The following is a 13,490-nucleotide window of genomic DNA, read 5'->3' on the forward strand; positions in this document are numbered from 1 at the left end:
AATCACTTATCCACAAATCCACAAGGCCTATTACTATTATTACGATTTTCTTATTAATTAATTAAAGAACATCATAAAAAATGAACGGGGGATTTTTCATGAAATTTGTCATCGATCGAGATCATTTGGTCAATGCTGTTAATGAAGTTACACGTGCTATTTCTGCTCGAACAACGATTCCAATCCTTACAGGGATCAAAATTGATGTAAATGACGAAGGCGTTACCTTAACCGGAAGCGATTCTGATATTTCCATTGAAGCTTTTATCCCACTTATTGAACAAGATGAAGTTATCGTTGAAGTAGAATCCTTTGGAGGCATCGTTTTACAATCCAAATATTTCGGTGATATTGTAAGACGACTTCCAGATAAAAACGTTGAAATTGAAGTAACTGCTAATAACCAAACAACAATTCGTTCTGGACAAGCTTTCTTTACACTTAATGGTTTAGATGTTTTAGAGTATCCTAAACTTCCAGAAGTCTCAGAAGGAAAACAAATTCGAATTCCAATTCATGTACTTAAAAATATTATCCGTCAAACTGTTTTTGCTGTTTCGACGATTGAAGTTCGTCCTGTACTTACCGGGGTTAACTGGATCATTAAAAACGGAACGCTTACAGCTGTTGCAACGGATAGTCATAGACTTGCGCTTCGCGAAATTCCTATTGAAGCTCCTGAAGAGGAAGAATACAACATTGTCATTCCGGGAAAAAGTTTATCTGAGCTAAACAAAATTTTGGATGAAGCTTCTGATTCACTTGAAATCATCCTAGCTAACAACCAAATTTTATTTAAGCTAAAAGATTTGCTGTTTTATTCGCGTTTACTGGAAGGAAGCTATCCTGATACTTCACGGCTAATCCCAGCTGAAACAAAGTCAGAGCTCATTATCAATGCAAAGGCATTTTTACAAGCTATAGATCGTGCTTCCCTACTCGCAAGAGAAAACCGCAATAACGTCATCAAACTTTCGACACTTGAAAATGGACAAGTAGAAGTTTCTTCTAACTCCCCTGAAATTGGGAATGTTTCGGAAAAACTCTTTAGCCAAAGCTTTACAGGTGAAGATCTACAAATTTCATTTAACGGAAAATATATGATGGATGCCTTACGTGCTTTTGAAGGCGATGATATTCAGATTTCATTTTCTGGAACAATGCGACCTTTTGTACTTCGACCACGTGATGCAGAAAATCCAAACGAAATTTTACAATTAATTACACCAGTTCGAACTTATTAACTGATAAAAAAGCTCACCAATTTTGGTGGGCTTTTTTTATGTGTTTTTTATAGAAGCGCCATATTAGCCTTAAATTTCATTTTTTACTTAAATAGTATCCCCCCATTATTTTTAATAAAAAACCGAAAAACAATGCTTTAGAAAATAATCTTTGTAATTATCGGCAAACTTTAGTAAAATAGAAGATAGCGATAAAATAGATTGGGTGTGAGATTTTGGCGAATATTGTAACAATAGACAGTGACTATGTAACACTGGGACAGCTTTTGCAGATGCTTGATGTTGTTGAATCTGGGGGAATGGCGAAAGCATTTCTAAGTGAACACCCGATTTATGTAAACGGTGAACAAGACAACAGACGTGGCAGGAAACTGCGGAATGGCGATGTCATTTTAGTTCCCGGAAAAGGAAAAGTTAAGATTGAACAATCTTAGGAAACAAATATGCTGTTAAAACAATTAACGCTTAAAAATTTCCGCAATTATGATGAACTTACACTTGATCTCGACCCGTCTATCAACGTGTTTCTTGGAGAAAATGCTCAAGGAAAAACAAACTTACTGGAAGCCATATTAATGCTTTCACTTGCCAAGTCGCATCGGACGACAAATGACAAAGATTTTATCCAGTGGGATAAAGAGGAAGCGAAGATTAGTGGCCGAATTGAAAAACATGGTCAAACTGTTCCGCTAGAACTCACGCTTACGCAACAAGGGAAAAAAGCAAAGGTCAATCATATTGAACAAAAAAAATTGAGTCAATATGTTGGAAATTTAAATGTAGTCATGTTTGCTCCAGAAGATTTAACTCTTGTAAAAGGTGCCCCAGGTGTGAGGCGACGTTTTCTAAATATGGAAATCGGTCAAATACAACCTGTTTATTTACACGATTTAAGTATTTTTCAGCGTATTTTACATCAGCGAAATCAATTTTTAAAACAAGCGAAAATGAAAAAGAACTTTGACGAAGTCATGCTTGGCATTCTAGATGAGCAATTTGCAGAGGTTGCTATTAAATTAACTGAAAGGCGATCTGCGTTTATTCAAAAGTTACAAGCTTATGCAGCTCCGATTCATCACGACATTTCGCGTGGGCTTGAAAGTTTGCGGATTGAATATAAACCTTCTGTTTCACTTGATCAGGACGCAGATAATTTACAAAAACTACTTGAAAAAATGAAAACCATTCGGCAAAGAGAAATCGACCGAGGCGTCACACTTATCGGACCGCATCGGGATGATTCTCTATTTTATGTTAATGGACAAAATGTACAGGTGTTCGGTTCGCAAGGTCAGCAGCGAACGACAGCGTTATCGGTAAAGCTTGCTGAAATTGATTTAATTCATGAAGAAACAAAGGAATATCCCCTACTCTTGCTTGATGATGTGTTAAGCGAACTCGATGACTATAGGCAGTCTCATTTGCTTGAGGCGATTTCTGGCAAAGTACAAACCTTTGTTACGACAACAAGTGTGAGCGGGATTAAACATGCAAAACTTGAACAAGCTACTACTTTTGAAGTAGAAAGTGGTCACATAAAAAAATCCTAATTTTAGGTTGATATAATAGAAAATGAGAAAGTGCGGTGAAGCTTAGATGTCAGAAGAAAATATTACAAATGTACATGAAAATGCTTCGGACTATAATGATAATCAAATTCAGGTTCTAGAAGGATTAGAAGCCGTAAGAAAACGGCCTGGTATGTATATCGGTTCGACCAGTCAACGTGGACTTCACCATCTAGTTTGGGAAATCGTCGATAACTCCATTGACGAAGCTTTAGCTGGTTTTTGTACAGAAATTGAAATTACTATTGAAGCGGATAATAGTATTACCGTTCAAGATAATGGTCGTGGGATGCCAACGGGAATTAATGAAAAAGTAGGTCGCCCAACGATCGAAGTTATTTTTACAGTCCTTCACGCCGGCGGTAAATTTGGCGGCGGCGGCTATAAAGTATCTGGTGGTCTTCACGGCGTTGGGGCTTCTGTTGTTAATGCTCTTTCAACAGAGCTAGAAGTTTATGTACACCGTGATGGGCAAAAGTATTATCAACGTTTCGAACGAGGAAATGTTGTAACAGATCTTGAAAATCAAGGCAAAACGGATTATCGTGGAACAATTGTTCACTTTAAGGCAGATCCTGAAATTTTTACTGAAACTGTGGAATTTGATTATGAAGTCTTACGTACGCGTGTGCGAGAATTAGCTTTCTTAAACCGTGGACTAATGATTTCAATTGAAGATAAACGCGCCGAACATCAAGTGAAAAAGGAATATCATTATGAAGGCGGGATTAAATCTTATGTTGATCACTTGAATCAATCAAAAGAAGTTATTCATGATGAGCCGATTTATATTGAAGGTGAACGTGATGGCATTATGGTTGAGGTTGCTATTCAGTACAATTCTGGATTCTCAAGTTCAATTATTTCTTTTGCTAATAATATTCACACGTATGAAGGAGGAACGCACGAATCTGGCTTTAAAACAGCACTTACACGTGTGATTAATGATTATGCGCGACGTAATAAACTTTTTAAAGATAATGATGAGAACTTGTCTGGTGAAGATGTGCGAGAAGGTTTAACTGCGATTATTTCCGTCAAGCATCCTGATCCGCAATTTGAAGGACAAACTAAGACGAAGCTTGGTAATTCAGAAACACGCTCGATTACCGATAAACTTTTTTCGGAAGCTTTGAGCAAATTCATGTTGGAAAACCCAGATGTTAGTAAGAAAATTGTAGAAAAAGGCGTCATGGCATCACGTGCACGTCTAGCAGCAAAACGTGCACGTGAAGTTGCTCGTAAAAAAACTGGGCTTGAAATCTCGAATTTACCAGGAAAACTTGCGGATTGTTCGTCTAGAAACCCAGAAATTAGCGAACTTTATATCGTTGAGGGGGATTCAGCTGGCGGTTCTGCAAAACAAGGACGAGATCGACTTTTCCAAGCGATTCTTCCAATTCGTGGTAAAATCTTGAATGTTGAAAAAGCACGTCTCGATAAAATTTTAGCGAATGAAGAAATTCGAACAATCTTTACGGCAATGGGAACTGGTTTTGGTGGCGATTTTGATGTTTCAAAAGCACGTTATCACAAACTAATTATCATGACGGATGCCGATGTGGATGGTGCCCATATTCGGACGCTACTTCTCACACTTTTCTATCGTTATATGCGTCCGCTTGTGGATGCTGGTTATATTTATATTGCTCAGCCTCCCCTTTATCAAATTAAACACGGGAAACAAGTTGAATATGTGTATTCAGATGAGCAGTTGGATGATTATTTGGCAAAACTGGGTGATGAAAAATATGCTATCCAGCGTTATAAAGGTCTTGGAGAAATGAATCCGGAACAACTTTGGGATACGACAATGAATCCTGAAAACCGGACGTTGCTACAAGTAAGCATCAATGATGCTATTGATGCGGATGAAACATTTGAAATGCTTATGGGTGACCGAGTTGAGCCACGTCGGAAATTCATCGAAGAAAATGCTCAGTATGTTAAAAACTTGGATATTTAATTTTATTTCCTGGGAAATAATCAAATCTGATTTAGCTTAGAATTGGAAAGGGAGGTTTCGCTATAATGGCAGAAACACCAGATCATCGAATTAAAGAAGTAAATTTAAATAAAGAAATGCGAACGTCTTTCCTAGATTATGCAATGAGTGTTATCGTAGCTCGTGCTCTTCCTGACGTGCGCGATGGTCTTAAACCGGTTCACCGCAGAATTTTATATGCGATGAACGATTTAGGAATGACATCTGACAAAGCCTATAAGAAATCGGCTCGTATCGTTGGGGAAGTTATCGGTAAGTATCACCCACATGGAGACTCTGCCGTATACTTCACAATGGTTCGGATGGCGCAAGATTTTAGTTATCGGTATATGCTTGTTGATGGACACGGAAACTTTGGTTCTGTCGATGGGGATATGGCGGCAGCGATGCGTTATACGGAAGCACGGATGTCGAAAATTTCGATGGAACTTTTGCGAGATATCAATAAAGATACAATTGATTATGAAGATAACTATGATGGTTCAGAAAAAGAACCAGTTATTTTACCGGCACGTTTTCCAAACTTGCTTGTTAATGGTTCATCAGGGATTGCAGTTGGGATGGCTACAAACATTCCGACGCATCATCTTGGTGAAGTCATTGATGGGGTCCTTGCATTAAGTCATAATCCTGATATTACGATTCGCGAATTGATGGAACACATTCCAGGGCCTGACTTCCCTACTGCAGGTCTCATTATGGGACGCAGTGGAATTAGACGGGCTTATGAAACTGGACGTGGATCTATCACTGTTCGTGCTCGGGTAGATATCGAAACAAAGAGCAATGGAAAAGAAACCATTTTAATTACAGAGCTACCTTATCAAGTCAATAAAGCACGGCTGATTGAGCGAATTGCTGAACTGGCTCGTGAAAAGAAAATTGACGGGATCACTGAACTGAATGATGAATCTGACCGTTCGGGTATGCGGATTGTGATTGAAGTTCGCCGTGATATTAGTGCGAGTGTTGTTGTCAATAATTTATATAAAATGACGGCTCTACAAACTACTTTTGGGATTAACATGTTGGCGCTTGTTGACAATCATCCAAAAGTATTGAATTTAAAACAAATTTTATATCATTATTTAGAACATCAAAAAGTCGTTATTCGTCGCAGAACTGAATTTGATTTGCGTAAAGCAGAAGCACGTGCGCATATTCTTGAAGGTTTACGAATTGCACTTGATAATATTGATGCTGTGATTAGTTTGATTCGGGGTTCGAAAACAACTGAAATCGCTAAAGAAGGCTTGATGACTAAGTTTAGCCTATCAGAAAAGCAATCTCAAGCTATTCTCGATATGCGTTTACAACGCTTAACAGGTTTGGAACGCGAGAAAATCGAGGAAGAATACAATAATTTGATGCAGCTAATCAATGAACTAAAGGCTATTTTAGCTGACGATGAACGTATTCTTGAAGTTATCCGTGAAGAATTAGAAGAAACAAAACAGAAGTATAGCGATAAACGCCGCACAGAAATCTTAACGGGAGACCTTGTCAGCATTGAAGATGAGGACCTTATTCCTGAAGAAGAAGTGGCAATTACGTTAACGAAAAAAGGCTATATTAAACGCTTGCCGCTTTCTACGTATCGGAGTCAGCGCCGTGGTGGTCGAGGAATCCAAGGAATGTCTACGCATGAAGATGACTTTGTTGAGCACCTTGTAGCTACAAGTACGCATGATACGCTCCTGTTCTTTACGAATACAGGGAAAGTATACCGAGCGAAAGGATATGAAGTTCCTGAGTACGGGCGCACAGCAAAAGGAATTCCACTTATCAATTTACTAGGTATTGAAAGCCAAGAACAAGTGAATGCGGTGATCAATTTAAGTGAATTCACTGATGACGATTATTTGTTCTTTGCAACGAAACATGGCGTTGTGAAGCGCTCTGTCCTTTCGCAATTTGCGAATATCCGTCAAAGTGGTTTGCGTGCAGTTGATCTTCGTGAAAATGATGAACTCATCTCTGTTCAGATGACTGATGGTAGTAAGAAGATGATTATTGCGACAAAGGCAGGTCAATCCATTTACTTCCCAGAAGATAACATCCGGGTAATGGGTCGTACGGCTGCAGGAGTGCGTGGAATTCGTCTTCATAACGATGATGAGGTTATTGGCATGGAAGTGCTTGAAGACGATCAGAACGTGCTTGTCGTGACGGAGAACGGCTACGGGAAACAAACCCCTGCTGAACAATATCCGCTTCGCAATCGTGGTGGTATGGGTGTTAAAACGGTCTCAATCACTGATAAGAACGGACCACTTGTTGCAATGAAGACTGTTTCTGGCGACGAAGATATCATGCTGATGACGATTCATGGCGTATTGATTCGTTTTGAAGTTGAAACGGTCTCGGAAACAGGAAGAAGCACAATGGGTGTGAAACTGATTCGTTTGGATGAAAACGAAAAAGTCGCTACTGTTGCTAAGGTTCCTAAAGAAGATGAAGAAATCTTTGACGAAGATGAAGAAAATTTGGATGCTCAAGTCTTAAAAACAGAAGTTCCAGATGAAAGTTTTGAAGACGGACCAAACTCAGAAGAATAATGAGCTTACATGCGGGTGGCACATTGAGAGACATCTCAATGTGTCGCCCATTTTTTTATGGATAAAAATTTACAGTTAAGTAAGATTGAAAAAAAGCAGTGAAATGATTATCATTATCATAGTAGTCTAATTTAATAGCAAACCTTGTGCAGAAAGTAGGAGAAAGAATGACCAAGAAAAACAAGGATCCGCAAAATGTTGAAATTTGGGCGGATCTTGTAAACATAAAAGATTTGATTCTTGCAATCATTATTTGTATAGGATTTACCATGGGTGGTTATTTCATAGCTCCCGGGAAAGCACCAATGCCCCTTTTCTTTGGGCTTGGCGGTGCCATCATTGGCTTTATTATTTCCAGTTTGATTATTAAGCCAAAACGAACACTACGTGAAAGTGAAGAGACGGAGGCGAATGAAAAATGACGCTTCAACTTGTGATTGAGATGATTATCGCTTCCGTTTTGGCAGCTGGAATTTACACGATTATCGGGATTGCTCCCGGGACAGATGAAACAGCGGTACTAGCTCCTGTGACTCTTGCTCTCGTTTTACTTGGCGTTTCGCCGATGGTTGTGCTTGCTTTTTTTGTTTCAGCTGTTGTGACGCTGAATTTGACGGATGCAGTACCTGTCGCTGTTGCAGGAACACCAGGTGGGGTTATGGCCTCGCCAATGGTTCCTTATGGGCTCACCCTAAAGGAGGCTGGTCAATCGGTTGTTGGAATACGCAAAATGGCTTCTGGTGCTGCGATTGGAACAATTGTGGCTGTTCCAATTAGTTTAGCTTTGGCGGGTCTTCTGGCGCCGCTATCCGAAGTGATTACGAAGTATTCGGCCCCTGTTTTCTTTATCGGCGCTATATTTCTTGCCTTAGTAAGTAAAAATAAAATTTTATCGTTGCTCGCCATTTTACCTTTTAGTTTGCTTATCGAGGGAATGCGTTATTTGTACTGGGGAGTTGGCGCGGTTCCAGAAACGAAGACGATCACGATTTCATTTTTCCTTGGAATCACAATTGGCCCAATGATTTTTAGTATGATTTCTCTTTTGAATAAAGAACATCGAGAAAAACTGCCAAAGCAAGAAAAACGTGAGATTGTGATTGCAAATGTTGAAAAGCAAAAGGGTTTTCCTAATCCCTTCAAGGTGTTGACCAAACAAGAATCTTGGGCAACGCTTGGAACTTCTATCGCTGGCTGTTTTACTTTTTTCATGAGTCCAGTTGGGATGACAGTATTGTTCGGTGAAGCGGTTGTGAGCCGAGTGAAAGATCCGATTAAAAAGGCGAAGATTGCACTTGCTAGCATGGAAGGCTTGGCGCACTCGACTTATTTAGCTGGCCTTTTGATTCCGCTTATTGCACTTGGGGTTCCTTTGTCGCCTGTTGCGATTGGGCCAGCTAACCCGCTCTTTAATGCCCCTCCTGTCTTTACGTTAGAGAAAAATATGCATCACCTGCTCACGATGTCAGAGTTTACGATTGCGACTATTGTCGGTTCAGTTGTAGGACTTGGACTCACATATTATGTTATCATGAAGTATTCCCAGCAAATTTGTCGATTCGTGTTTAAATTTATTCCGCATGAAGCGATTTTAGGACTGTTTATTGCGCTTGTCATGATGCTTAGCTACATGGATGGCGGATTTATTAATATGATGGGTGTGCTTCTTGTTGCGATTGTATCGGGTGCACTTAGTCGACTAGGAATTAACTTTGGTGTGTTGTTTATGACGCTTTATGCAGCACCTTGGATTGTTACAACGTTATTCTAAAATCAGGAAGGAATGGAGCCAATTGGCTACAGGACGTGCAACTGCAAAATTAATTTTATGTGGCGAACATGCTGTTGTTTATGGTGAACCTGCAATTGCTGTACCTTTTTCACAGGCTGTCATTGAAACAGAAGTTTTGCCTACTAAACAAAAAACAAAATTTTCGTCTGCCTTTTTCACAGGTGATCTAGATAATATGCCCCCTATTCTCTTTGGCATTAAAGAAATGGTTGAAGCTATTTTGAAGGATATAGGAACGGAACCGGTTTTAATTCGTGTTTTAACTGAAATTCCGATCGGACGCGGACTTGGTTCAAGTGCTGCAGTAGCTGCGAGCGTGGCACGGGCTTTGTTTGCTTATTTTAAGCAGGAACTTACGGATGAGACGTTGCTCGAATTTGTGAATCAATCTGAGAAATTGGCACATGGGAATCCTAGCGGAATTGATGCTGTCACAGTTGTGACGGAAAAACCAGTTTGGTTTCAAAGAGATCTGTCGCTTGAAACGATGCACTTTCATGAAAAATTATTTTTAGTGGTGGCAGATACAGGAATTCCCAGTGAGACACGTGCAGCGGTGGCGGATGTTGGAAGGTTGATTGAGGCGCAGCCTGAAAAATTCAAGCCGTTGATTCATGATCTTGGAAATATTTCCCGGGAAATAAGGAAGCAGCTTGAAGGTGCAGCGGACATTCAGCAAGTTGGAAAAGCAATGAATGCAGCGCAAGTTATTTTGGAGGAACTTACGGTCAGTGATTCGAGCCTTGAAAAGTTAATCCGTGTAGCTTTACAAAATGGTGCAGCGGGTGCAAAGCTAACGGGAGGCGGACGCGGCGGTTGTATGGTTGCTCTTGTTTCTAGCAAAAAGCAGGCAGAATCGCTAGTGAAAGCTCTGCATGCAGCGGGTGCTAGTGAAGAATGGATTTTTACGATTGGAGAAGGAACGCATGAAAGTAACAGCGGTAGCTCACACCAATATAGCGCTTATTAAATATTGGGGAAAACGGGACGAAAAGTTAATTTTACCTTCTAATAGCAGTTTATCAATTACTTTGGATAAGTTTTTTACGGAAACCACCTTTGAATGGGATGATTCACAGAAAAAGGATGTGCTCGTTTTAAATGGCGTGGAACGTGAAGATGCAAAGGTTCAGCGGTATTTGGATGTATTGCGAAGTGAATTTGGGATTGCTTCCCGTGCGGTCATCCATTCGGAAAATCATGTGCCTACTGCGGCAGGTCTGGCTTCTTCTGCTTCTGCGTTTGCAGCACTTGCGGTGGCAGCTTCTGCTTCGCTTGCCCGTGACGATTCCAAAATGGAATTATCTCGGCTTGCTCGACTTGGTTCGGGTTCAGCAAGTCGCTCTATTTTTGGTGGTTTAGCAATTTGGCAAAAAGGTGAAAAAGCAGACGGGTCAGATTCTTATGCGGTTCCTTTTGAAAGTGAGTTAACGAATCAACTGGCTGTTGTAGTAGCGATTGTGTCTGATCAACCTAAAAAAATTTCCAGTCGTGATGGAATGAAACAAACAGTTCTCACCTCCCCTTTTTTTGGAGAATGGACGAAAACGGCTGAGCTCGATTTGGAATTGATAAAGAAAGCTTTTGCTCATTCTGATTTCACGCAAGTTGGCGAAATTTTGGAACACAATGCGATGAAAATGCACGCTACAACTCTGAGTGCGAATCCGCCGTTCACATATTTTAGTCAGGAATCACTTCTTGTGATGGAAGCTGTGAGAAAGTTGCGGGCTGATGGAATCGAAGCATATTTTACGATGGATGCTGGACCTAATGTTAAAATTGTATGTCTAAAGCAAGACGAAGAAAAAGTAGCTAGTCGAGTTGAGCCACTGGTTGGTCGTGTTTTAATTTGTCATGCGGGTGAAGGAGCTAAGGTGATTCAGAATGAAAATGGAAATTAAAATTCCTGGAAAACTTTATATAGCAGGAGAATATGCGGTGGTGGAATCTGGACATACAGCTGTTTTAGCTGCGGTCGATCGCTACATTACGCTAGTTCTTGAAGACGCACCAAAAAATGAGCTCAAAATCCCACACTATGAGGATCAAGTGACCTGGAAGACGGGCGAAGAGCTAAAGACAAACGGAGAGCACTGGTCATTTACAGCCGAAGCAATTAATACAGTAACAGCTTATTTGAAGGCTCAGGGAATTTCGCTTACGCCAATTAAAATGACGATTCAAACAGAATTGATTGATGCTTCCGGTTTTAAATATGGACTTGGTTCAAGTGCGGCGGCGACAGTAGCTGTTGTGAATGCCCTACTTGAAAAATTTGCACCAAATACCGATTTACTGACAAGATTTAAACTGGCTGCTCTTTCGCATCTCGTCGTACAAGGAAATGGCTCTTGTGGCGACATTGCTTCTTGTATGTATGGCGGTTTCATTGCCTATACAACTTTTGATCAGGAATGGATTAAGCGGCATCTCCCGTATGAATCTTTAGATTGGTTCATTAAAAATGATTGGCCAGCGCTAAAAATTGAACGGTTAACGATGCCTGATTGGCCATTTTTAGTTGGCTGGACGGGGAAACCTGTTAGTACGGGACGACTTGTTTCTGAAATTCAATTGTTTAAACAAAAAAGTCCAGCGGCGTACAAGCAGTTTTTAGATGATTCATCAGAGGCTGTTCAGAGGCTGTTAGAGGGCTTAGAAAAACAAGATCAAACAATGGCTTTTGGGGCTATCAAAGAAAATAGACGCTTACTTCAAAATCTTGGCTTGCAAGCAGGGGTACAAATTGAAACGGAGCTTCTTGAAAAGTTAGCGCAAATTGCGGTCGATTGTTCTGGCGCAGGAAAATCTTCTGGTTCTGGTGGTGGCGATTGCGGTATTGCTTTTTTACCTGACTCTAGAGCGGCAGAAAAAGTCAAAAGTGCGTGGCAAGAAACAGGAATTATGCCACTACCATTTCGTACGGGACAGGTGAACATCAAAAAATAAGGCTTAAAAACTCGATCTTATTTCACTAGGTCGGGTCTTTTTTTGTTTGTGAAAAAATTAATATGTACAGTCTTTGAATAATTGATAGATATAGGTTATAATATTAAGCGAATATGCACATAGTGTTTTTTATTGCTTGAGAAGTTTGTGAAAATAATCGAATACATGCTTTGCGGGAGTAGAAAACAAACTAGGAATCATACTATATTTTTGCGCGTTATACGAACTGTATACTTCAAAAGGAAAGAGGGGATTAGGGTGTCAAAGATACTGAAATCATTACTTCTTGCCGTTTCTGCTGGATTTCTGGCTGTTTTAAGCGGCTGTGGTGATTTGACGGTACTAGATCCAAAGGGACCGGTTGCGAAAGATCAGAGCAATCTAATTATCTATTCGATATTCTTTATGCTACTGATCGTGCTGACCATTTTTGTGTTGCTTACGATTATTTTATTTAAATACCGTGAACGAAAAAATCCAAAGAACTACGAACCAAATATGCACGGGAGCCGTAAATTAGAAATTTTATGGACGCTTATTCCAATCATAATCGTTATTGCACTTGCAATTCCAACTGTAAAAACGATTTATGCGGGTGAAGAAGCTCCAAAAGTTACATCGCATAAGGATCCAGTTGTGATTTATGCGACAAGTGTAGACTGGAAATGGATATTCAGTTATCCAAATGAAAGCATTGAGACTGTCAACTATGTACATATTCCTACAGATCGACCAGTTCTCTTTAAATTAACATCCGCAGATACAATGACAAGTTTTTGGGTGCCGCAACTAGGTGGTCAAAAATATGCCATGACTGGTATGACGATGAACTTGTATTTACAAGCTGATGAAGAAGGAACTTATAAAGGGCGTAATGCGAACTTTAACGGAGAAGGCTTCCATGAGCAACGCTTTGATGTGGTCGCACAATCTGAAAGCGACTATAAAGCGTGGGCGAAGAAAACAAAAGCTGACTCTCCACTCATCACACAAGATATTTATGATCGCTTGCTTATTCCAGGTGGCTCGAAAGAGAAGAGTTATTCAGGAACCCACTTAGCCTTTGTTGATGTGGCTGCAGATCCTGAGTATGTCTTTTATGCGTATGAACGTTTTGGTTACAAGTTAACGAATCCGCATAATCCAAACGAAAAAGTGACGATTTCTGATAAACCGCTTAAACCAGCGCGTCCAGTTACGGTTACAAATCCGCAATTTGAACGCCATGATATGGATCCGATGATCATTAAAAACGGTGAGAAATATCACTCAGATAAGCATTATGATAAAGAAATGAAAAAAATGGAAGACGACATCCAAACGAACGAATTCAATAAAAAAGAATCTGACCATGAGGGCCATTAAAGGGGG

At 40.1% G+C, this 13,490-nt stretch carries 11 protein-coding genes; all 11 read left to right on the plus strand.

Going from position 1 to position 13,490, the window contains the following annotated elements:
• The first annotated feature begins 98 nt into the window (after nucleotides 1–98).
• The 11 genes from dnaN (at nucleotide 99) to qoxA (ending at nucleotide 13,484) form a co-directional block, all read left to right on the plus strand.
• The gene (dnaN, locus tag HB912_RS11010; RefSeq protein ID WP_185374566.1) at nucleotides 99–1,244 is read left to right on the plus strand and encodes a DNA polymerase III subunit beta; all 1,146 of its coding nucleotides are present in this window, start codon (nucleotides 99–101) and stop codon (nucleotides 1,242–1,244) included.
• A 215-nt stretch (nucleotides 1,245–1,459) separates the two neighbouring features.
• Nucleotides 1,460–1,678 (plus strand): S4 domain-containing protein YaaA, encoded by a 219-nt coding sequence (gene yaaA, locus HB912_RS11015; RefSeq protein WP_036073924.1) that lies wholly within the window; start codon nucleotides 1,460–1,462, stop codon nucleotides 1,676–1,678.
• Nucleotides 1,679–1,687: 9 nt separating this feature from the next.
• Nucleotides 1,688–2,794: a DNA replication/repair protein RecF gene (gene recF, locus HB912_RS11020; protein ID WP_185374568.1), complete on the plus strand. Its 1,107-nt coding sequence runs from the start codon at nucleotides 1,688–1,690 to the stop codon at nucleotides 2,792–2,794.
• Between the two features lie 46 nt (nucleotides 2,795–2,840).
• Nucleotides 2,841–4,778, plus strand: coding sequence for a DNA topoisomerase (ATP-hydrolyzing) subunit B (gene gyrB / locus HB912_RS11025; RefSeq protein WP_185374570.1), 1,938 nt, complete (start codon nucleotides 2,841–2,843; stop codon nucleotides 4,776–4,778).
• Nucleotides 4,779–4,843: 65 nt separating this feature from the next.
• Nucleotides 4,844–7,375, plus strand: coding sequence for a DNA gyrase subunit A (gene gyrA, locus HB912_RS11030; protein WP_185374571.1), 2,532 nt, complete (start codon nucleotides 4,844–4,846; stop codon nucleotides 7,373–7,375).
• Between the two features lie 167 nt (nucleotides 7,376–7,542).
• A complete protein-coding gene (locus HB912_RS11035) occupies nucleotides 7,543–7,797 on the plus strand; it encodes a hypothetical protein (RefSeq protein ID WP_036073918.1) in 255 nt (84 codons plus the stop codon).
• The gene (locus HB912_RS11040; RefSeq protein WP_185374573.1) at nucleotides 7,794–9,146 is read left to right on the plus strand and encodes a tripartite tricarboxylate transporter permease; all 1,353 of its coding nucleotides are present in this window, start codon (nucleotides 7,794–7,796) and stop codon (nucleotides 9,144–9,146) included. The genes HB912_RS11035 and HB912_RS11040 overlap by 4 nt, the downstream gene beginning before the upstream one ends.
• Nucleotides 9,147–9,168: 22 nt before the next feature.
• Nucleotides 9,169–10,137, plus strand: coding sequence for a mevalonate kinase (gene mvk / locus HB912_RS11045; protein ID WP_185374575.1), 969 nt, complete (start codon nucleotides 9,169–9,171; stop codon nucleotides 10,135–10,137).
• Nucleotides 10,094–11,071, plus strand: coding sequence for a diphosphomevalonate decarboxylase (gene mvaD / locus HB912_RS11050; RefSeq protein WP_185374576.1), 978 nt, complete (start codon nucleotides 10,094–10,096; stop codon nucleotides 11,069–11,071). The genes mvk and mvaD overlap by 44 nt, the downstream gene beginning before the upstream one ends.
• Nucleotides 11,055–12,119 carry a phosphomevalonate kinase gene (locus tag HB912_RS11055; RefSeq protein WP_185374578.1) on the plus strand — a complete coding sequence of 355 codons (1,065 nt, stop codon included), beginning with the start codon at nucleotides 11,055–11,057 and terminating at the stop codon, nucleotides 12,117–12,119. Before mvaD ends, HB912_RS11055 begins: the two co-directional genes overlap by 17 nt.
• A gap of 258 nt (nucleotides 12,120–12,377) precedes the next feature.
• Nucleotides 12,378–13,484, plus strand: coding sequence for a cytochrome aa3 quinol oxidase subunit II (gene qoxA, locus HB912_RS11060; protein WP_185374580.1), 1,107 nt, complete (start codon nucleotides 12,378–12,380; stop codon nucleotides 13,482–13,484).
• Nucleotides 13,485–13,490 lie beyond the last annotated feature (6 nt).

This window comes from Listeria aquatica (genome assembly GCF_014223975.1).
GTDB lineage: Bacteria > Bacillota > Bacilli > Lactobacillales > Listeriaceae > Listeria > Listeria aquatica.

Coding starts and splice junctions, on each gene's coding strand:
- dnaN (WP_185374566.1), top strand. CDS start 99: ATGAAATTTGTCATCGATCGAGATCATTTGGTCAATGCTGTTAATGAA.
- recF (WP_185374568.1), top strand. CDS start 1,688: ATGCTGTTAAAACAATTAACGCTTAAAAATTTCCGCAATTATGATGAA.
- gyrB (WP_185374570.1), top strand. CDS start 2,841: ATGTCAGAAGAAAATATTACAAATGTACATGAAAATGCTTCGGACTAT.
- gyrA (WP_185374571.1), top strand. CDS start 4,844: ATGGCAGAAACACCAGATCATCGAATTAAAGAAGTAAATTTAAATAAA.
- HB912_RS11035 (WP_036073918.1), top strand. CDS start 7,543: ATGACCAAGAAAAACAAGGATCCGCAAAATGTTGAAATTTGGGCGGAT.
- HB912_RS11040 (WP_185374573.1), top strand. CDS start 7,794: ATGACGCTTCAACTTGTGATTGAGATGATTATCGCTTCCGTTTTGGCA.
- mvaD (WP_185374576.1), top strand. CDS start 10,094: ATGAAAGTAACAGCGGTAGCTCACACCAATATAGCGCTTATTAAATAT.
- HB912_RS11055 (WP_185374578.1), top strand. CDS start 11,055: ATGAAAATGGAAATTAAAATTCCTGGAAAACTTTATATAGCAGGAGAA.